The sequence below is a fragment of the Microbacterium sp. GW821-FHT01D02 genome (genome assembly GCF_059422585.1).
Genome location: NZ_JBWKXB010000001.1, coordinates 530,046 through 548,473, shown reverse-complemented (window position 1 = coordinate 548,473; position 18,428 = coordinate 530,046). Strand labels below are relative to the sequence as shown.

Here is an 18,428-nt window from a genome sequence, read left to right as displayed (position 1 = left end):
ACCGTGGCGAAGCTCTACTTCCGCTACGGCGCGATGAACTCCGGCAAGTCGACGGCTCTGCTGCAGGCCGCGTACAACTACGAGGAGCGCGGGCAGCACGTCCTGCTCGCGAAGCCGGCGATCGACACCAAGGGTGCGTCCGAGATCGAGAGCCGGCTCGGTGTCACCCGCCAGGTCGACTTCCTCATCGCTCCGGACGACGATGCGCGTGTCCTCTTCGCCGAGCATCGAAAGCGCATGCAGCACGCGTCCGATGACGAGCTGCTCCCCGGCGGCCCGACCGACGTCGCCTGCCTGCTGATCGACGAGGCGCAGTTCCTCACCCCGAGCCAGGTCGACGATCTCTTCCGCATCGCGGTGGAGGACGCCATCCCGGTGATGGCCTACGGCATCCGCAACGACTTCCTCACCCACGCGTTCCCCGGATCCGCGCGCCTCCTCGCGATCGCGCACTCGCTGGAGGAGCTCAAGACGATCTGCCGGTGCGGACGGAAGGCCGTGTTCAACGGTCGGGTCGTCGGCGGACGGTTCGTCTTCGACGGCGACCAGGTGGCGATCGACGAGGGGGCGATCGGATCGGCGTCGCCCGAGCTGACGACCTACGAGTCGCTCTGCGGCACCTGCTACCTCGAGGAGTCCGGCGGACGCCTGGGCTGAGAGGTTTCGTCTCGTCGCGGCGCCCGCGCTCGACGACCGGGTCGTGGGTGTGTTCCGGCGTGGGGGCTCGTCGCTGCGCGCCGGCGTACCCAGCCCCGGTCGTCGAGCGAGCGAAGCGGGACGTAACGTCGTCACTCCTGTTTTGCGTGGTCTGACCACACGGAGTAACCTGTGGTCAGACCACAGGAGGATCGATGGCGGAGCAGCCGGCACGTGCATGGCGACTCGTGCTCGAGCACATCGAGCGCGATCTCCTCGACGGCCGTCTGGGCCCGGGGGATCGCCTGCCGTCGGAGCGTGATCTCGCGACCGACCTCGGCGTGGGGCGGTCCAGCGTGCGGGAGGCGTTCCGCGTGCTCGAGGTCATGGGGCTCATCCGCACCGCGACCGGCTCCGGCCCGCAGTCCGGGGCCATCGTCATCGCCACGCCCACCGGTGGCATGTCGGCACTGCTCCGGCTCCAGGTGGCGGCGCAGGGGTTCCCGCTGGACGATGTGGTGCGCACCCGTCTGGTCCTCGAAGATGCGGTCGTCGCCGCGCTGGCCGGTGCATCCGACCGCGACACGGCTCGTGCCCGCGAACTGCTCGAGGCGATGGACGCTCCCGGTCTCGCGCCGTCGGAGTTCCTGGCGCTCGACGCCCAGCTGCACCTCTCGCTCGCGGAGGCCAGCGGCAACACGGTCATCGCCGCGATGATGGCCGGACTGCGCTCCTCGATCGAGTCCTACGTGCAGGCGGGGGTCGCCGTGATCCCGGACTGGGAGTCGATGGCCGCTCGTCTCCGTGCCGAGCACCGCGCGCTGGTCGCCGCGATCGAGGCCGGGGATGTCGATGCGGCCCGCGCCCGGGTGCACTCCCACATCACCGGCTACTACACGTCCACGGGGCTCACCCGTGACATCCCCTCCCCGAACTGAGAGGCACATCATGGTGCAGCGCCAGGTCCCCAATCCCGTCGAGCTCCTCGAGCTCATGAAATTCAAGAAGCCCGAGCTCGACGGACGCAAGCGCCGCCTCGACGCCGCGCTCACGATCGACGACCTGCGCCTGATCGCCAAGCGCCGCACGCCGAAGGCCGCCTTCGACTACACCGACGGCGCCGCCGAAGGGGAGCTGTCCCTCACCCGTGCACGTCAGGCGTTCCAGGATGTGGAGTTCCACCCCGGCATCCTGCGTCCGGCGCCGACCGTCGACACGAGCGTCGAGATCCTCGGCGGGCCGTCCGCCCTGCCGTTCGGCATCGCCCCCACCGGGTTCACGCGTCTGATGCAGACCGAGGGGGAGACCGCGGGCGCCGGAGCCGCGGCGGCCGCCGGCATCCCGTTCACCCTCTCGACGCTCGGCACCACCTCGATCGAGGGCGTGAAGGCCGCCAACCCGCACGGACGCAACTGGTTCCAGCTCTACGTCATGCGCGATCGCGAGATCTCCTACGAGCTCACCCGTCGCGCGGCGGCCGCGGGCTTCGACACCCTGCAGTTCACGGTGGACACCCCCGTCGCGGGCGCGCGTCTGCGGGACAAGCGCAACGGATTCAGCATTCCGCCGCAGCTCACCCTCGGCACCATCATCAACGCGATCCCGCGGCCGTGGTGGTGGTTCGACTTCCTCACCACGCCCAAGCTCGAGTTCGCGTCGCTGAGCACCACCGGCGGGACGGTGGGAGAGCTGCTGGATGCGGCGATGGACCCCACGATCAGCTACGACGACCTCGAGGTCATCCGCGGACTGTGGCCCGGCAAGATCGTCATCAAGGGCGTCCAGAACGTCGAGGACTCGGTGCGTCTGCGCGACGCCGGCGTGGACGGCATCGTGCTCTCGAACCACGGCGGACGTCAGCTCGACCGGGCCCCGATCCCCTTCCACCTGCTGCCCGAGGTGCGTCGAGCGGTCGGTGACGACTTCACGGTGATGATCGACACCGGCATCATGAACGGTGCGGACATCGTCGCCGCCGTGGCGCTGGGAGCGGACTTCACCCTGATCGGGCGCGCCTACCTCTACGGTCTGATGGCCGGGGGACGCCAGGGCGTCGACCGCACGATCGCGATCCTGCGCAGCGAGATCGAGCGCACCATGCGTCTGCTCGGGGTGGCCTCGCTCGCCGAGCTCGAGCCGGGACACGTGACCCAGCTCACGCGCCTGGTGCCCGTGTCGCGCGCGGCCGCCGAGGCCCGCACGCGCTGAGCACGCCCGCTGCGCCCGTGCCGGACGGCGCCCCGCCCGCGGTCAGGACTGCGGGGCCACGGCACGGGTGCGCGGCGGCCAGGGGATCAGCATGGACGTCGTGCGCCGGTACTCGGCATAGGCCGGGTACTTCGACGCGGTGATCGACTCCGTGAAGATCGTCGAGCCGATGAACAGCACGGTCAGCAGCGCCGGGCCGATGATGGTCGGATTCAGCACACCGCCGATCACCCCGGCTCCTCCGGCCACCGCGGCGGTGGCGCCGAGGGCGTAGAACGCCCACCACTGCGCCTGCTCGAAGAAGAAGTTCGGGTGGCGGCTGTAGCGGAACAGCCCGGTGGTCGCGAAGCCGGGTGCGAGAGTGCCACCGGCTTTCTTCTTGCGCTGGTGGAACACCCACTGCTGCTGGTCGGCGATGGTCTCGCCCACCAGGAAGGCCAGGAACACCGCCACGAACAGCGCATCCCATCCGGTGAGCGCGGAGGGGTTCTGCGCGGCGATCAGCGCCGGCAGGGTGATCAGCACCAGCAGCGTCATCTGATAGCCGATGATGAACAGCACGTTGAAGGTCTGGAACTGCCACGGCCGCATCCGCTTCCGCAGGATCGCCCACCGGTAGTCCTCCATGCCGGTGTAGCCGCCCTTGCGCGCGAAGTTGAAGGTCAGCCGGGCTCCCCACGCGGTCGCGAGCACTCCCATTAGCACCACGCGGGCGGATCCGTCACCGTTCGCGAAGGCGCCGGCGACGAAGATCCAGACGTAGGCCACCGGGACGATCGACCAGGCACGGTCGACCCAGGAGGTGTCGCGGGTGATCAGGGAGAGGACCCAGCACGCGGCGCTGGCGACCGCGGCGACGATGATGACGATCAGGAGGGCATCCATGACGCCATGCTAGGGCCCCGCGGCGACATGGCGCTGCTCCGCGTGTTGCGGCGCGCTCCTCAGAGCGTCGGGAGGAGGGTGTCGAGCTTGTCGGCGGTGTCTTCCCAGCCGTCGACCGCGATCGAGGGGACGCCGATGGCGAGGACCGGGTAGTCGTTGCCGCCTTCGTCGAGGCGGTCGCCGTAGAAGAGCATGTCGGTGAGGGCGATGCCGGTGCTCTCGGCGAGCTGCCGCATCCCGAAGGCCTTGTCGATGCCGGCCTGGGTGATGTCGATCGACGTCGATCCGCCCGAGCGCACCTCGAGGCCGGGCAGCCGCGCGGCGACGGCGTCGCGCAGGGCGCCGCGCTTCGCGCCGGAGGGGTCCCAGTCGTGCTTCGCGTCGCGCGGGGCGCGCTGGCCCAGCGCGGAGAAGGTGATCTGCGAGCCGCGGTCCTCGAGGATCTCTCCCCACGGCTCGGCCTCCCACAGTCCGAGGCGCTCGGCCTCTTCCCGCAAGGCCGAGAGCGCGGCGGTCTTGTCGTGTTCGCTGAGGTCGTGCGCGTACACAGCGACGAAGTCCGTGCCGTCGTAGCGCAGGTAGCGGGTGCCACAGGTGGGCAGCAGGTGCAGGCGGGCGAGGTCGGCAGGATCCGCGTCTCCGAGCTGCGCGATCACCTGGGAGCGGAACTGCGCCTCGTTGCCGCCCGAGATGATCGCGACGTCGACCGCGCGCAGCAGAGCCCGCAGGAGGTCGGCGATGCGAGGGTCGATCGGACCCTTGGACGGGGCGAGGGTGTCATCGAGGTCGAAGGCGACGAGAGCAGGCGCGGTCATGATGTCTCCAGCCTAGGAGGTCGGCGCCGCGAGGCGCGTGGGGCGAGCAGCAGGGCGCAGAGCACGGCGAGGAAGACGCCGAGCAGGGCGCCGGCGGAGTTCGCCACCACATCGGTCACGGTGGCCGCCCGGTGGGGGAGCGCGACGCGCTGCGCCGTCTCGATCGCCAGGGACAGCAGGGGCCCGACGAGGAGCGAGAGCACCGAGAGCCGCCGGGGGAGCAGGATGAAGGCGAGGATGCCCACCGGGACGAACACGAGGACGTTCGCGATGATCTCGAGACGCGTGAAGTCGAGCGAGGCCCAGCCGAGTCGATGCGCGGCGCCGAGGACGAGGTCCAGCAGATTCGGCATGGCCTCCTCGACGCGCGAGGGAGTGAGCGTGAGCGCGGCGAGGCCGGCGAGGAAGGGGATGCCGAGGGCGAGGGCCCAGACGCGCGTGCGGTGGCGCGGCGGCGGGAGCAGAGAGCCCATGCGTTCCCTTCGTGCACGATCCCGATACAGAGAAGGCCGCCCCTGAGGGCGGCCTTCCGGTGTCACTGGTCGGGGTGACAGGATTTGAACCTGCGACCTCTTCGTCCCGAACGAAGCGCGCTACCAAGCTGCGCCACACCCCGTTTGCAACCCTCCGAGTCTACAGGGAAATGCTCCGTGCGCCGAATCGAGGCGAGGATCAGTTCCGTGCGGTCAGCGTGAGCAGCGTCGCCTCGGGCCGGCAGGCGAAGCGCACCGGCGCGTAGATCGAGTGCCCGCACCCCGCGCTGACGTTGAGCGGCACCGTCCGACCGCCGTGCGACCAGGTACTGAGGCCCTTGGCCTGCTTGAGGGGGATGTCGCAGTTCGCGACGAGGGCACCGTATCCGGGGAGGCAGACCTGTCCGCCGTGCGTGTGACCGCCGAGGATCGCGTCGGCGCCCAGGTCCGTGAATCCGTTGAGCACCCGCTGATAGGGCGCGTGGGTGACGCCCAGCACCGGAGTGGAGGCATCGCGCGGACCGAGCCCGTCGATCGCCGCAGGCAGCACGTCGAGGCGGTCCCAGTCGCGGTGGGCGTCGTTCACACCGAAGAGGTCGACGGGAGAACCGGCGATCGTGAGTCGCGCGGCCGCGTTGTTCAGACTGGTCCAGCCCAGATCGTCGGTGAAGTGGCGATCCATCGCCTCGGTGTCGAGGAGCTCGGGCTCGTGGTGCTTCTTCGACGGTCCGAGGAAGTAGCGGAGCGGGTTCCGCGGCGAGGGTGCGGTGACGTCGTTCGAGCCGTGCACGAAGACGCCGGGGATGCCCGCGAGAGGCTCGAAGGCCCGGCGGATGCCGTCCAGTCCGTTCGCGTGTCCGAGGTTGTCGCCGGTGTTGACGATGAGATCCGGCCGCAGCTCCGCGAGCGACGCCAGCCAGTCCTGCTTGCGGTGCTGCCACGGCGCCATGTGCGCGTCCGAGATGTGCAGGATGCGCAGGGGAGCGGCGCCGGAGGGAAGTGCCGCGGCGCTGACCTCGCGCACCGTGAACAGGTACCGTTCGATGCCGATCCCCCAGGTCGCCGCGGCCACGCCGGCGGCCCCCACCGCGCCGAGCGCGATGAGGGCCGGGTGTGGCGCGCGGTGTGCGCCTACTCGCATTTCACGCTCACCGCGGTGGACTTGTTGGCCGCGGTGCCTGGCGCCGGGTTCGTGGAGCTCACGACCGATTCCGGAGGGTTGCAGGAGTTGTCGAAGTTCACCGAGGCGAACCCGGCACCGCCGAGGGCGGCGGCGGCCTGGGCTCTCGACATCCCGACGAGATCCGCGGGAACCGTTGTGCCCTGACCGTTGCTGGGCGAGATCGTGATTGTCGAGCCCCCCGCGGTCTGTCCCTGCGGGTCTTGCGCGACGACGATGTTCGTCGGCTTGTCGCTGTCGACGGAGGCGCCGACCGCGACGCCGAAGCCCCGACTCTTGAGGGTCGACTCGGCCTCCTCCATCGTCATGCCCACGACGTTCGGGACCTCTGCCATCACCCGACGGGTGAGCCTGTCGTCCGGACGTGGGAAGTCTTTTCCGCCATATGCCGCGTTGGCGGCGGCCTGGGCAGCCTTCGCCAACGGGTAGCGCATACCGTTGAGCTGGTAGTTCCCGGCCCACTTCTGGTAGATGTTCGACTGGCCCTTCCAACGACCTGCCCAGACCGCCGTGGCGACCTCGGTGCTGGACTCGATCATCATGGTGGACCAGCGGTCGTGCGTGCCGGTCTTGCCGATGAGCGGGGTCCCGTCGTATGGGTTCGCGTCGCGACCGGTACCGCCGTCCATCACGCCCTTGAGTGCGTATGCGGCGGTTGCGGCGACCTCGGGGGAGATCACGCCATCGGTGCACGACGCGGCCGGCAGCTCGCGGTCATTGCCGTCGGGACCGACCACGCGGTCGATAGCGCGCGGGGTGCAGTACTTACCACCGCTCGCGACGGTCGCGTAGGCGTTCGCCATGGCGAGGGGGGAGATAGCCTTCGGGCCGAGCACGTCGGAGACGACATTCTCCTTGGTGACCTTCGTGCCGTCGGCGAGCGTGACGCCCATCCGGTCTGCGACCTTGTTGATGTCGCAGATGTCGAGTTTCGACGCCATCGCGAAGTACCCGCTGTTCAGCGACTGCCGTGTGAAGTCCATGACGCTCGCGGTGTATCCGCCGCCTCCGCCGAAGTTGCCGATCTCCTTCGTGTCGGCGGTGAGGGTTCCTCCGCCGCACGACGCGGTCGTGAACTTCATGTTGGTCTGCACCCGGCCGTTGAGGACCTCGTTGACGGAGTGCCCCTTCTCGAGCCAGTCGATCAGCGTGAACAGCTTGTACACCGAGCCGACCTGGAAGCCGCCGGAGTTGCCGTGTTTCTGGTCGCCGGCGAAGACGAGCGAACTCTTCCCGAGGTCATTCGTCGCAGTCTCGTCGAATTGGGTGTTCTGCGTGATCGACAGGATGCGACCGGTTCCGACCTCGATCGAGACGCCGGCAGCGCCGAAGTAGTCGTTGTCGTAGTTGGCCGGGACGATGTCGCGCATGGCCTGGGCCGCAGGGGTCTGGACGCGCAGGTCGAGCGACGTGTAGATCTTGAGGCCGCCGCGGCGCAGCAGGTCGCGACGATCCTGCGGCTCGGCGCCGAAGGCCTCGTCGTTCTCGACGATGGACTTCACGTACTGGCAGAAGTAGGCGTTCGTTCCGGCCGCCGCGCAGCCCTGCGTCGGACGCTTGATCGCGGGCGTGATCGGCGTGGCCTTGGCCTCTTCGTACTGGGCCTTGGTGATCTTGCCGTCGTCGAGCATGCGGTAGAGCACGTAGTCACGACGGTCGAGGGTGTCCTTGAACCCGTCCTCCGCGGTGTTGTGCGCGACGCCCGCCTTGTCCGTCCAGGTGCCCTCGGGTAGGTCGATGCGGTACGTGTTCGGGTTCTGGACGATGCCGGCCAGCGTCGCGGCCTGGACCACGGTCAGCTTCGCCGCGGTCGTCGAGAAGTAGTACCGGGCCGCGGCTTCGATGCCGTAGACGGTGCCGCCGAAGTTGGCGATGTTGAGGTAGCCGAGCAGGATCTCGTTCTTCGAGTAGTCCTTCTCGATCTGGATCGCGTACCGCATCTCCTGCAGCTTGCGCTCGATGCCGTCGACACCATCGGCGTTCGTGGCGTCTTCCCAGCACTTGCGGAGTTCTTCGGTATACGTGTCGGAGGTCGTGTCGACCTTCTGCTCGCACTCCTGGATGCGCACGTTCTTCACGAACTGCTGGCTGATCGTCGAGGCGCCACGGCTGGACGTGCCGCGCACGTTGTCGACGAGCGCCTTCACGGTCGCGCCGAGGTTGACACCGCCGTGGCTGTAGAAGCTCTTGTCCTCGCTGGAGAGGATCGCGTCGTACAGCACCGGGGAGACCTCGTCGTACTTCACCGGGACGCGGTTCTGCTCGTAGAACGACGCGAGAGGGACGGGCTTGCCGTCCGGGTCGGTCGCGTAGATGGTGGACTGCTCCATAGGGGCGTTCACCTTGAGAACCTCGGGGAGCTCGTCGAAGAGGGTGAGCGCCTGGGTGCCTGCGAGGCCGGTCATCGCGAGGACGGGGGTGACGCTGGCAGTGACCAGGAGACCGGCTACGGCGCTCAGGCCGACGAGCCCGACGAGACCGCCGAGCACGCCTCTCACCGTGCGATTCTTTTGGGGCATACGCTTGATCGTAGGGGAGTTCCCTGAATACCGCCTTTGACGAGCCCGGCCCGGAAATCCGGTGTCGCGCCCCGATCGACAGGAGTGCCATGACCACGTGGGAGTACCTCACCACGCCGCTGCTCATCCACAACACCGCCGCGATCCTCAACAACTGGGGCAAGCAGGGCTGGGAGCTCGTGCAGGTCGTTCAGGGCCCCGAAGGCGGCCTCGTGGCCTACCTGAAGCGCCCTGTGACGTCGGACGCCTCGGCGAACGCCGGGCTCGCCGCCGCCGAGCAGGCCGCACGCCAGTTCGAGGGAGGCCAGGCATGAGCGTCGCCGCGCGCCTCGACGAGCTCGGCATCGAGCTGCCGGCCGTCGCCGCCCCGGTCGCCGCCTATGTGCCCGCCGTCGTCCACGGCGGACTCGTCTACACCTCCGGCCAGCTGCCGTTCGTCGACGGCGCCCTGCCCGCGGTGGGCAAGGTCGGTGCCGACGTCTCCGCGGAGGACGCGAAGTCCTACGCGCGCACGTGCGCTCTCAACGCCCTCGCCGCCGCGGCCGATGCCGCGGGCGGCCTCGAACGCATCGCCGGCGTGCTCCGCGTCGGGGGCTTCGTGGCCTCGGCGGAGGGATTCACCGGTCAGCCCGGCGTCATCAACGGTTCGAGCGAGGTCCTCGGCGAGATCTTCGGAGATGCCGGACGCCACGCGCGCGCGGCCGTGGGTGTCGCCGAGCTCCCCCTCGGCAGCCCGGTCGAGGTCGAGGTCACCTTCCTCCTCTCCTGACGGTTTCGTCACCGCAGCCTCACGCGAGAACGCCCCCTTCCCGATGTCGGGAAGGGGGCGTTCTGCGTCGAGTCCTACTTCACCTGTGCGGAGATGATGCTCATCACGGCGGTGTCGGCCAGCGTCGTCGTGTCGCCGACCTCGCGCCCCTCGGCGACGTCGCGCAGGAGGCGCCGCATGATCTTGCCGGATCGCGTCTTGGGCAGCTCTCCGACGATGTACACGTCGCGCGGACGGGCGATCGCACCGATCTGCTCGCCCACCCAGAGCCGCAGCAGCTGGGCGAGGCCGGCCGGCTCGTGCTGAGCGAGGTAGCTCTCCTTGATGATGACGAACGCGACCACCGCCTGTCCGGTCGTCTCGTCCGACGCTCCGACCACCGCGGCCTCGGCCGTGGCCTCGTGGGCGACGAGCGACGACTCGATCTCGGCAGTGGAGAGGCGGTGTCCCGAGACGTTCATGACGTCGTCGACGCGGCCCAGCAGCCACAGGTCGCCGTCCTCGTCGAGGCGGGCGCCGTCGCCGGCGAAGTAGTAGCCCTGGTCCTCGAACTTCTCCCAGTACGTCTCGCGATAGCGCTCGGGATCGCCCCAGATGCCGCGGAGCATGCTCGGCCACGGCTCGGTGATGACCAGCAGCCCGCCGTTGCCGTTGCCGACCTCGACGCCCTGCTCGTCGACGACGTCGATCGAGATCCCGGGGAGCGGCACCTGCGCCGACCCGGGCTTCGTCTCCGTGACGCCGGGGAGCGCGGAGACCATGATCGCGCCGGTCTCGGTCTGCCACCACGTGTCGACGATCGGCGTCTTGCCCGCTCCGATCACGTCGCGGTACCACATCCACGCCTCGGGGTTGATGGGCTCGCCCACGGAGCCGAGGAGGCGGAGGGACGAGAGGTCGAACTTCTGCGGGACGCTGCGGCCGACCTTCATGAACGAGCGGATGGCGGTCGGCGCGGTGTAGAAGATCGAGACCTTGTACTTCTCGATGATCTCCCACCAGCGACCGGGGTGCGGGGTGTCCGGCGTGCCTTCGTAGAGCACCTGGGTCGCCCCGTTGGCGAGGGGCCCGTACGCGACGTAGCTGTGTCCGGTGATCCAGCCGATGTCGGCCGTGCACCAGAACACGTCGGTCTCGGGGTGCAGGTCGAAGACGTACTTGTGCGAGTACGCGACCTGCGTGAGGTAGCCGCCCGACGTGTGCAGGATGCCCTTCGGCTTCCCGGTGGTGCCGGAGGTGTACAGGATGAAGAGGGGGTTCTCCGCGGGGAAGGCCTGTGCGGTGTGCTCGGCGGATGCCGCCGGGACCACGTCGTGCCACCAGAGGTCGCGACCCTCGGTCCACTCCACCTCGTTCTCGCCGCGCTTGACGACGAGGACGTGCTCGACGGTCTGTTGCTCTCCGTCGCCGCGATCGGCGAGAGCCTGGTCGACCGCGGGCTTCAGGGCGGAGACGCGGCCCTTGCGGTAGCCGCCGTCGGCCGTGATCACGAGCTTGGCGCCGGCGTCGTCGATCCGCGAGCGGAGGCTGTCGGCGCTGAAGCCGCCGAACACGACGGAGTGGATGGCGCCGAGACGCGCGACGGCGAGCATCGATGCGATCGCCTCGGGAATCATCGGGAGGTAGATCGCGACGCGGTCGCCCTGGCCCACGCCCAGCCCCTCGAGCACATTGGCGACGCGCTTGACCTCATCGGTCAGCTCCGCGTAGGTGATGCGGCGGGAGTCGCCGGGCTCGCCCTCCCAGTGCAGCGCGACGCGGTCCCCGTTGCCGGCTTCGACGTGGCGGTCGAGGCAGTTGTAGGCGACGTTCAGCTCGCCGTCCTCGAACCACTTCGCGAACGGGGGATTGGTCCAGTCGAGCACCTGGGTGAACGGCTTGTGCCAGTGCACCAGGTCGCGCGACTGCTCGCCCCAGAAGGCCTCGCGATCAGCAGCGGCACGCTCGTACAGCTCGGGCGATGAGATGGTCTGGGCGACGAACTCCTCCGACGGAGGGAACCGCCGGGTCTCGTCGAGAAGGTGGTCGATCTGGCTGCTCATCGGCAGGCGCTCCTTTGCGGCATTCGGTCGTTCGAGCACGGTCGTGGGGTGGACGACCGGGTCAGGGCGAATCTATCCCCGCGAGATTCGCTCGCATACTGCCGAAAGTCGGTAGTCGCGTTGGTTTTGTCAGGACGGTTGCCTTGCGTACACTCGACGACAGCCGAAATCACATTCCGGCCTTGGCGCGCCCGGTTCCCCCAATCGTGGCCCGCCGTGGGCGGCATCTCATTCCCCCCGTGAGATGCCGCCCATTTCCGTTGAGAGCGCTCCCGAGGCTTCGTCGTGACGCGCGTCCCATGCTCCTGCACGGGCGTCGGACGGGGCGATCTCTGCACAGCCCTCGAGCATCCCGGTCGCTCGCGAGATCTCGCCGTGCGGGTGCCGCCTACCGTCGCGGTATGCCCGATTCCTTCGTCATCCGGCCCCGAGAGGGGCAGCCGGCCGCGTCCGCCATGGATGCGGCGCCGGAACTCCATCTCGACCCGGCGTTCGGGCCGCTCCGCACGCACATCGACGACGCCGTGACCGATGTGTTCGTGAACGGTCCGACCGGACTCTTCCTCGACAGGGGAAGCGGCGCCGAACCGGTGCCGCGCTGGCGTGCGTCGGAGCGGGAGGTCCGCGATCTCGCCGTCGCGCTGGTCGGTCTCGGCGGGCGCCACCTCGACGACCAGGCGCCGTGCGTCGACGTCCGCCTCGACTCCGGCATCCGGGTGCACGCCGTGCTCGCGCCGGTCTCCACCTCCGGCACCGCGCTCTCGATCCGCATCCCTCGGGTGCGGGCCGCCGACCTCGAAGCGCTCGCCGCGCTGGGTGCGTTCGATGCGCACCAGCAGAGCTGGCTCCTCGGACTCGTGGCAGAACGCGCGAACGTCCTCATCACCGGGGGCACCGGGACCGGCAAGACCACCCTGCTCTCCGCGCTGCTCTCCGAGGTGTCGCCGACGGAGCGGATCGTGACGATCGAAGATGTGGCCGAGCTGCGGCCACGTCACCCCCATCACGTCGCGCTCGAGGCGCGGCAGGCGAACCTGGAGGGCGCCGGAGGGATCACACTCGCCCGGCTGGTGCGCGAGTCCCTGCGGATGCGGCCGGATCGGCTGGTGGTCGGCGAGTGCCGAGGGGAAGAGGTGCGCGAGCTGCTCACCGCGCTCAACACCGGGCACGACGGGGGAGCGGGCACCCTGCACGCCAGCGGGCTCCGAGACGTGCCGGCCCGACTCGAGGCGCTCGGCGCGCTGGCCGGGATGGATGCCGTCGCCCTGGGCCGCCAGGCGGTGAGCGCGTTCACGATCGTGCTGCATCTCGATCGCGCCCCGGGCGGGGTCCGCCGGATCTCGCAGGCCGGGCGCCTCGTGCTCACGGGCGACCGACTCGACATAGAGGAGGTGCGGCCGTGGTGAGCGTGGCCCGCCGCAGCCACGAGGCCAGGCACTCCGGAGCGGACGCCGCGACCTCGGTGCAGACCCTCGCCGTGCTGCTGCAGGCGGGCGCGGTGCCGCTGACCGCGTGGCGTCATCTCGCCGACACCGGTGATCCGCCCGCGACCGCCGTGGTCGACCGGGTCGATCAGGGCGTCCCGCTCCTCGCCGCCATCGAGGCCGAGGGAGGAGCGTGGCTCGATCTGGCCGCTGCCTGGGAGATCGCGACCACGGTGGGCGCCCCGCTCGCCGAGGTGCTGCGGATGATCGCCGAGACCCTGCGCGATGCGGCGGCCGCGGCCGACGACGTGCGCATCGCCCTCGCCGAGCCCGCCGGGACGGCGCGACTGCTGCTGTGGATGCCGTTCGCCGGACTGCTCCTCGGCTTCGCCCTCGGGTTCGACACCATCGGCGTGATCATCGCGAACCCGCTCGGCACCGCGTGCGTGGGCGCCGGACTGCTGCTGGTCCTGGCAGCACGGCTGTGGACGCGGCGATTGCTGCGACGGGCGCGGCCGGCGCCGGGAACGCCCGGGATGCGTGCGGAGCTGGTGGCGGTGGCCCTCGCCGGCGGTGCCTCCATCGAACGGGCGCTGCAGCTGGTCGCCGAGAGCTCCGTGTCGGAGGGGAGCGATGACCGCGTGCGCGCTGTTCTCGATCTGTCCCGTGCCGCGGGGGTGCCCGCCGCGGAGCTGCTCCGGGCGTCCGCCGCCCAGGACCGGCACGCTGCCAGGGTGCAGGGTCGCCTTCGCGCGGCGAAGCTCTCGACCCAGCTGCTCATCCCGCTCGGCGTGTGCACGCTGCCGGCCTTCCTCCTGCTCGGCGTGGCACCGATGCTGCTGAGCGTCCTCGCCTCGACACCTCTTCCGTCGTGACGCCCGTCGCCGACGACACCACCTCGTGCGCAGCACCACCCGATGCGAAGGCATCCCAGAGAAAGAAGGAACATCATGAAGAACATCCCCCGGCTGGACCGGCACCGCGCGGCCACGCTGTTCGGCGACGACAGCGGCGCCGCCACGGCCGAGTACGCCATCACGACCATGGCCGCGGTCGCGTTCGCGGGACTCCTCGTCGTCATCATGCGCTCCGACGAGGTCCGCGGCATCCTCACCGGCCTGGTGCGGCGGGCGCTGACGGTGTCGTGATGCGGAGGAGGAGTGTCGGCACCAGAGAAGAGGAGTGCCGCACGGCGGGTCGAACCGGGGACCGCGGATCGGTCGCGGCCGAGCTCGCCCTCGCCCTGCCGGCCGTGGTGCTGGCGCTTCTGCTGGGCGCCGGAGCGCTCGGAGCGGCATCACGACAGGTCGCGCTGCAGGATGCCTCCGCGGACGCGGCTCGTCTGCTGGGGCGGGGTGAGGGTGCGGATGCGGCGGAGCGCGTGGTGCAGATGGCGGTCCCCGGCGCGGGTCTGTCGTCGGCGCGCCGGGGTGACCTGGTGTGCGCCACGGCGTCGATGACCGCGTCGATCGGAGCGCTGGTCCGACTGCCGTTGCGGGCGTCGAGCTGTGCGCTCGACGGTGGTCTCTGATGGCCGGCTCGGCCCTCGCCGCCGGGGTGCTGACCGTCGCCGCCGCGCTCTCGCTCGGACTCGCGGCCGTCGGCGGCGCAGCGGTGACCGGGCAACGTGCGGCGGGTGCGGCGGATGCCGCGGCGCTCGCCGCAGCCGACGCCGCGAGCGGGGCGGTGCCGACCGGGGAGGACCCGTGCACCCTCGCCGCACGGGTCGCGAGCGCCGCCGGCGCCGCGCTCACGGGATGCTCCCTCGAGGGCTTCGTGGCGACCGTGGAGGTGCAGGCGGCGTACGCTGGACTCGCAGCCGTCTCCCGAGCCCGTGCCGGGCCACCCGAGGGACAGTGACGGCAGCGCGACCTCGCTCACTGTGAACGACCCCACACAGTGGTGTGTATGGTGTGCTTCGAAGAAAGGACGCACCCTTGGCTGAAGGCAAGAAGCTCGTCATCGTCGAGTCCCCGACGAAGATGCGGTCTATTCAGGGATACCTCGGCGACGGCTACGAGGTGCTCAGCTCCGTCGGCCACATCCGCGACCTCGCTGACAAGAAGGACATCCCGGCTGCCGACAAGCAGGCCTACGGGAAGTACTCCATCGACATCGACAACGGGTTCGACCCCTACTACGTCGTCTCCGATCGGAAGACCAAGACGGTCGCCGAACTCAAGCGCGCGCTGAAGAGCGCCGACGAGCTCCTGCTCGCCACTGATGAGGACCGCGAGGGCGAGGCGATCGCCTGGCACCTGCTCGAGACCCTGAAGCCCAAGGTCCCGGTCAAGCGCATGGTCTTCCACGAGATCACGAAGGACGCGATCCAGGCGGCCGTCGGCAACACCCGCGAACTCGACCACGACCTCGTCGACGCGCAGGAGACCCGCCGCATCCTCGACCGTCTGTACGGCTGGGACGTCTCGCCCGTGCTCTGGTACAAGGTCAAGACCGGCATCTCTGCAGGGCGCGTGCAGTCCGCCGCGACCCGTCTCATCGTCGACCGGGAACGCGAGCGGATGGCGTTCACCTCTGCCGAGTACTGGGACGTCGACGCGGCAGCCGCGGCATCCGGCACGTCGTTCAAGATCCGACTCGTCCGCGTGGACGGTGGCCAGCTCGCGCGCGGCACCGACTTCGACGACAACGGAAAGCTCAAGAAGGCCGTCGTCATCCTCGATGAGGCCACCGCGGCGGCACTCGCGCAGGCCATCGACGCCGTGGGTGCCGGCACGGTCACCAAGGTCGAGGCCAAGCCCGGAACCCGCAGCCCCTACGCGCCCTTCACGACCTCCACGATGCAGCAGGAGGCGGGTCGCAAGCTCTCGATGGGCGCGAAGCAGGCGATGGGTGTCGCCCAGCGTCTGTACGAGAAGGGCTACATCACTTATATGCGTACGGACTCCACGTCGCTGAGCACCCAGGCGGTGCAGGCGGCACGGAGCCAGGCGGTCGCGCTCTACGGCGATGCCGCCGTCCCGCTGAAGCCGCGCGTATACAAGTCCAAGAGCAAGAACGCGCAGGAGGCGCACGAGGCGATCCGTCCCTCGGGCGACAACTTCCGCACGCCCGCGTCGCTGTCCTCCGAGCTCGATCGCGATGAGCAGCGTCTCTACGACCTCATCTGGAAGCGTACGGTCGCCAGCCAGATGTCCGACGCGAAGTACGAGACCACCACGGTCACGATCGCCGTCGACGCGGCAGGGCAGAAGGCCGAGTTCACGGCGTCCGGAACCGTCTACACCTTCAAGGGCTTCCTCGAGGCCTACGAGGAGGGTCGCGACGAGAAGCGCGGCGATGCGGATGCCGCCGAGAACCAGTCGCTCCCGGCCGTCGCCGTCGGCGACGAGCTCGCGGTGTCGGATGCCGAGGCCAAGGGTCACCGCACCACGCCGAAGCCGCGCTACACCGAGGCTTCGCTCGTGAAGGTGCTCGAGGAGAAGGGCATCGGTCGTCCCTCGACCTTCGCCTCGATCCCCGAGACCATCCTCGACCGCGGCTACGCGGTCAAGCGCGGTCAGGCCCTCGTGCCGACGTGGCTCGCCTTCAGCGTCGTCCGCCTTCTCGAGGAGCACTTCGCCGAGCTGGTCGACTACGACTTCACGGCGGCGCTCGAAGACGACCTCGACACGATCGCCCGCGGCGAGCAGAACCGCGTCGAGTGGCTCAAGTCGTTCTACTTCGGATCCGACTCCCATGTCGGCCTCCGTCAGGTCGTCGACAACCTCGGCGAGATCGACGCCCGTGCGCTGAACTCCACGCGCATCACCGACACGGCCACGCTCCGCTTCGGCAAGTACGGCCCCTACCTCGAGGTCACCGACCCCGAGAACCCGGACCCCGAAGCCAAGCCGCGCATCGTGAACGTGCCGGAAGACCTCGCCCCCGACGAGCTGACGGCCGAGAAGGCGCAGGAGCTCATCGATGCTCCGGTCGCCGGCGATCGCGTGCTCGGCGAGAACCCCGAGAACGGCAAGATCATCGTCGTCAAGGACGGGCGATTCGGGCCGTACGTGCAGGAGAACGACCCGGTATCGGAAGACGCCGCGGTCGACGAGACGACCGGTGAGGTCGTCGAGGCCCCCAAGCCCAAGCGCGGAGCGAAGAAGGAGGCGGCTCCGAAGCCGCGCACCGCCTCGCTGTTCCGCTCGATGTCGGTCGACTCGATCGAGCTCGACACTGCGCTGCAGCTGCTGAGCCTGCCGCGCGTCGTCGGCGTCGACCCGGAGACGGGCGATGAGATCACGGCGCAGAACGGTCGCTTCGGTCCGTACCTCAAGAAGGGCACCGACTCCCGGTCGCTCGAGAGCGAATCGCAGATCTTCGACGTCACGCTCGAGCAGGCGCTCGAGATCTACTCGCAGCCGAAGTACGGTGCAGGACGCCGTGCTTCCAGTGCGCTCGCCGAGTTCGACGCGGACCCGGTCAGCGGGAAGCCGATCCGCATCCGCGACGGCCGCTTCGGCGCGTACGTGACCGACGGCGAGACGAACGTGACCATCCCGCGGGGTCAGAAGGTCGAGGACATCACGTTCGAGATCGCGGTGCAGATGCTCGCCGACAAGCGCGCCAAGGGCCCGGCCCCCAAGCGCGGCTCGGCGGCGAAGAAGGCTCCGGCCAAGAAGGCTCCGGCCAAGAAGCCTGCGGCGAAGACCGCTGCGTCCAAGAGCACGGCGTCCAAGAGCACGGCCAAGAAGGCTCCCGCGAAGAAGACCACGGCGGCGACCTCCGCAGCGCGTTCGGCTGCCGCCAAGAAGGCTGCGGCCACCCGCGCCGCCAACGCCGCGGCGAAGGCGGCGGAGAAGGCGGACTCGTGACCTCAGGCCGCGGCGTGTGGGTGACGCTCGAAGGCGGGGACGGCTCGGGCAAGACCACGCAGTCGAACCTGCTCGCGGAGTGGCTCGAGGGCGCCGGTCGCACAGTCGTGCGCACCCGCGAGCCGGGCGGCTCCGAGGTGGGCCAGCTCATCCGCGACATCGTGCTGCACCATCGCGGAGACATCGCCCCCCGTGCCGAGGCGCTGCTGTACGCGGCGGATCGGGCGCACCACGTCGCGACCGTCGTGCGACCCGCCCTCGACCGGGGCGACATCGTGCTGCAGGATCGCTACCTCGACTCGTCCGTGGCGTATCAGGGAGCCGGTCGGGTGCTGGACGCCACCGAGATCCGCGACCTCTCGCTGTGGGCGGCGGAGGGAGCCCTCCCCGACCTCACGCTCCTGCTCGACCTCGATCCTGCCGCCGCGCGCACGCGTCTGGACTCCGCCGACAAGCCCTTCGACCGGCTGGAGGCCGAGAAGGCCGAGTTCCACGGCCGCGTCCGCGACGCGTATCTGGCCCTCGCCGAGGCTGAGCCGGACCGTTTCCTCGTGCTCGACGCCGCCGCCTCCCCGGAGGAGATCGCCGAGCGGATCCGCGTGCGGGTCAGCGCGCTGCTGGACTGATCCACAGCCGCGGCCACGAGTGCCGTGCGCG

18 protein-coding genes and 1 tRNA gene are annotated in these 18,428 nt (G+C 69.7%); 12 read left to right on the top strand and 7 right to left on the bottom strand.

Annotation, left to right across the window (positions count from 1 at the left end; all coding sequences use genetic code 11):
• Nucleotides 1–3 precede the first annotated feature (3 nt).
• The 3 genes from AC07VM_RS02665 to AC07VM_RS02655 all read left to right on the top strand — a co-directional run bounded on the left by AC07VM_RS02665 (nt 4) and on the right by AC07VM_RS02655 (nt 2,844).
• Nucleotides 4–657: a thymidine kinase gene (locus AC07VM_RS02665; protein WP_494909890.1), complete on the top strand. Its 654-nt coding sequence runs from the start codon at nt 4–6 to the stop codon at nt 655–657.
• A gap of 194 nt (nt 658–851) precedes the next feature.
• A complete protein-coding gene (locus AC07VM_RS02660) occupies nt 852–1,574 on the top strand; it encodes a FadR/GntR family transcriptional regulator (RefSeq protein WP_267415557.1) in 723 nt (240 codons plus the stop codon).
• Nucleotides 1,575–1,584: 10 nt separating this feature from the next.
• A complete protein-coding gene (locus AC07VM_RS02655) occupies nt 1,585–2,844 on the top strand; it encodes an alpha-hydroxy acid oxidase (protein ID WP_494909889.1) in 1,260 nt (419 codons plus the stop codon).
• A gap of 42 nt (nt 2,845–2,886) precedes the next feature.
• Here the strand turns inward: AC07VM_RS02655 and AC07VM_RS02650 are convergent, their stop codons facing one another.
• From AC07VM_RS02650 to AC07VM_RS02625, 6 genes are all read right to left on the bottom strand, one after another.
• A complete protein-coding gene (locus AC07VM_RS02650) occupies nt 2,887–3,729 on the bottom strand; it encodes a DUF1295 domain-containing protein (protein ID WP_494909888.1) in 843 nt (280 codons plus the stop codon).
• A 59-nt stretch (nt 3,730–3,788) separates the two neighbouring features.
• Nucleotides 3,789–4,544, bottom strand: coding sequence for an HAD-IIB family hydrolase (locus AC07VM_RS02645; RefSeq protein ID WP_494909887.1), 756 nt, complete (start codon nt 4,542–4,544; stop codon nt 3,789–3,791).
• A complete protein-coding gene (locus AC07VM_RS02640; protein ID WP_494909885.1) occupies nt 4,541–5,017 on the bottom strand; it encodes a VanZ family protein in 477 nt (158 codons plus the stop codon). The genes AC07VM_RS02645 and AC07VM_RS02640 overlap by 4 nt, the downstream gene beginning before the upstream one ends.
• Before the next feature lie 66 nt (nt 5,018–5,083).
• Nucleotides 5,084–5,160 (bottom strand) — tRNA-Pro (locus AC07VM_RS02635).
• Between the two features lie 56 nt (nt 5,161–5,216).
• Complete coding sequence (locus AC07VM_RS02630; RefSeq protein WP_267415552.1) at nt 5,217–6,158, bottom strand: metallophosphoesterase; 942 nt, start codon at nt 6,156–6,158, stop codon at nt 5,217–5,219.
• The gene (locus tag AC07VM_RS02625) at nt 6,149–8,716 is read right to left on the bottom strand and encodes a transglycosylase domain-containing protein (RefSeq protein ID WP_494909884.1); all 2,568 of its coding nucleotides are present in this window, start codon (nt 8,714–8,716) and stop codon (nt 6,149–6,151) included. Before AC07VM_RS02625 ends, AC07VM_RS02630 begins: the two co-directional genes overlap by 10 nt.
• An 89-nt stretch (nt 8,717–8,805) precedes the next feature.
• On the opposite strand from AC07VM_RS02625, the gene sp36 reads away from it, so the two are divergent.
• Both sp36 and AC07VM_RS02615 read left to right on the top strand, forming a co-directional pair.
• Nucleotides 8,806–9,030 (top strand): Sp36 family protein, encoded by a 225-nt coding sequence (gene sp36, locus AC07VM_RS02620; RefSeq protein ID WP_267415550.1) that lies wholly within the window; start codon nt 8,806–8,808, stop codon nt 9,028–9,030.
• A complete protein-coding gene (locus AC07VM_RS02615; RefSeq protein ID WP_494909883.1) occupies nt 9,027–9,485 on the top strand; it encodes a RidA family protein in 459 nt (152 codons plus the stop codon). Before sp36 ends, AC07VM_RS02615 begins: the two co-directional genes overlap by 4 nt.
• 74 nt (nt 9,486–9,559) lie before the next feature.
• On the opposite strand, the gene acs is transcribed toward AC07VM_RS02615, so the two are convergent.
• Nucleotides 9,560–11,527 (bottom strand): acetate--CoA ligase, encoded by a 1,968-nt coding sequence (gene acs / locus AC07VM_RS02610; RefSeq protein WP_494909882.1) that lies wholly within the window; start codon nt 11,525–11,527, stop codon nt 9,560–9,562.
• Nucleotides 11,528–11,928: 401 nt separating this feature from the next.
• Here acs and AC07VM_RS02605 point away from each other — a divergent pair, with 401 nt between their 5' ends.
• The 7 genes from AC07VM_RS02605 to tmk all read left to right on the top strand — a co-directional run bounded on the left by AC07VM_RS02605 (nt 11,929) and on the right by tmk (nt 18,397).
• Entirely contained in the window at nt 11,929–12,933 is a 1,005-nt protein-coding gene (locus AC07VM_RS02605; RefSeq protein ID WP_494909880.1) for a TadA family conjugal transfer-associated ATPase, read from the top strand.
• On the top strand, nt 12,927–13,826 hold the full coding sequence (locus AC07VM_RS02600) for a type II secretion system F family protein (RefSeq protein ID WP_494909879.1): 900 nt from the start codon (nt 12,927–12,929) through the stop codon (nt 13,824–13,826). Before AC07VM_RS02605 ends, AC07VM_RS02600 begins: the two co-directional genes overlap by 7 nt.
• Before the next feature lie 75 nt (nt 13,827–13,901).
• The gene (locus AC07VM_RS02595; RefSeq protein ID WP_494909878.1) at nt 13,902–14,099 is read left to right on the top strand and encodes a DUF4244 domain-containing protein; all 198 of its coding nucleotides are present in this window, start codon (nt 13,902–13,904) and stop codon (nt 14,097–14,099) included.
• Nucleotides 14,099–14,482, top strand: a complete 384-nt coding sequence (locus AC07VM_RS02590; RefSeq protein ID WP_494909877.1) for a TadE family type IV pilus minor pilin — start codon at nt 14,099–14,101, stop codon at nt 14,480–14,482. The genes AC07VM_RS02595 and AC07VM_RS02590 overlap by 1 nt, the downstream gene beginning before the upstream one ends.
• Nucleotides 14,482–14,811 carry a helicase gene (locus AC07VM_RS02585; RefSeq protein ID WP_267415543.1) on the top strand — a complete coding sequence of 110 codons (330 nt, stop codon included), beginning with the start codon at nt 14,482–14,484 and terminating at the stop codon, nt 14,809–14,811. Before AC07VM_RS02590 ends, AC07VM_RS02585 begins: the two co-directional genes overlap by 1 nt.
• A gap of 77 nt (nt 14,812–14,888) precedes the next feature.
• Nucleotides 14,889–17,771: a type I DNA topoisomerase gene (topA, locus tag AC07VM_RS02580; protein ID WP_494909875.1), complete on the top strand. Its 2,883-nt coding sequence runs from the start codon at nt 14,889–14,891 to the stop codon at nt 17,769–17,771.
• Nucleotides 17,768–18,397, top strand: coding sequence for a dTMP kinase (gene tmk, locus AC07VM_RS02575; protein ID WP_494909874.1), 630 nt, complete (start codon nt 17,768–17,770; stop codon nt 18,395–18,397). The genes topA and tmk overlap by 4 nt, the downstream gene beginning before the upstream one ends.
• The last annotated feature ends 31 nt before the right edge of the window (nt 18,398–18,428 follow it).

What these genes read in the sequence shown, in the direction of transcription:
- AC07VM_RS02645 (WP_494909887.1), bottom strand. Translation starts at nt 4,544, where the DNA reads ATGACCGCGCCTGCTCTCGTCGCCTTCGACCTCGATGACACCCTCGCC.
- AC07VM_RS02630 (WP_267415552.1), bottom strand. Translation starts at nt 6,158, where the DNA reads ATGCGAGTAGGCGCACACCGCGCGCCACACCCGGCCCTCATCGCGCTC.
- AC07VM_RS02590 (WP_494909877.1), top strand. Translation starts at nt 14,099, where the DNA reads ATGCGGAGGAGGAGTGTCGGCACCAGAGAAGAGGAGTGCCGCACGGCG.
- AC07VM_RS02615 (WP_494909883.1), top strand. Translation starts at nt 9,027, where the DNA reads ATGAGCGTCGCCGCGCGCCTCGACGAGCTCGGCATCGAGCTGCCGGCC.
- AC07VM_RS02650 (WP_494909888.1), bottom strand. Translation starts at nt 3,729, where the DNA reads ATGGATGCCCTCCTGATCGTCATCATCGTCGCCGCGGTCGCCAGCGCC.
- sp36 (WP_267415550.1), top strand. Translation starts at nt 8,806, where the DNA reads ATGACCACGTGGGAGTACCTCACCACGCCGCTGCTCATCCACAACACC.
- AC07VM_RS02655 (WP_494909889.1), top strand. Translation starts at nt 1,585, where the DNA reads ATGGTGCAGCGCCAGGTCCCCAATCCCGTCGAGCTCCTCGAGCTCATG.
- AC07VM_RS02625 (WP_494909884.1), bottom strand. Translation starts at nt 8,716, where the DNA reads ATGCCCCAAAAGAATCGCACGGTGAGAGGCGTGCTCGGCGGTCTCGTC.
- AC07VM_RS02605 (WP_494909880.1), top strand. Translation starts at nt 11,929, where the DNA reads ATGCCCGATTCCTTCGTCATCCGGCCCCGAGAGGGGCAGCCGGCCGCG.
- AC07VM_RS02640 (WP_494909885.1), bottom strand. Translation starts at nt 5,017, where the DNA reads ATGGGCTCTCTGCTCCCGCCGCCGCGCCACCGCACGCGCGTCTGGGCC.
- AC07VM_RS02660 (WP_267415557.1), top strand. Translation starts at nt 852, where the DNA reads ATGGCGGAGCAGCCGGCACGTGCATGGCGACTCGTGCTCGAGCACATC.
- AC07VM_RS02595 (WP_494909878.1), top strand. Translation starts at nt 13,902, where the DNA reads ATGAAGAACATCCCCCGGCTGGACCGGCACCGCGCGGCCACGCTGTTC.
- AC07VM_RS02585 (WP_267415543.1), top strand. Translation starts at nt 14,482, where the DNA reads ATGGCCGGCTCGGCCCTCGCCGCCGGGGTGCTGACCGTCGCCGCCGCG.
- acs (WP_494909882.1), bottom strand. Translation starts at nt 11,527, where the DNA reads ATGAGCAGCCAGATCGACCACCTTCTCGACGAGACCCGGCGGTTCCCT.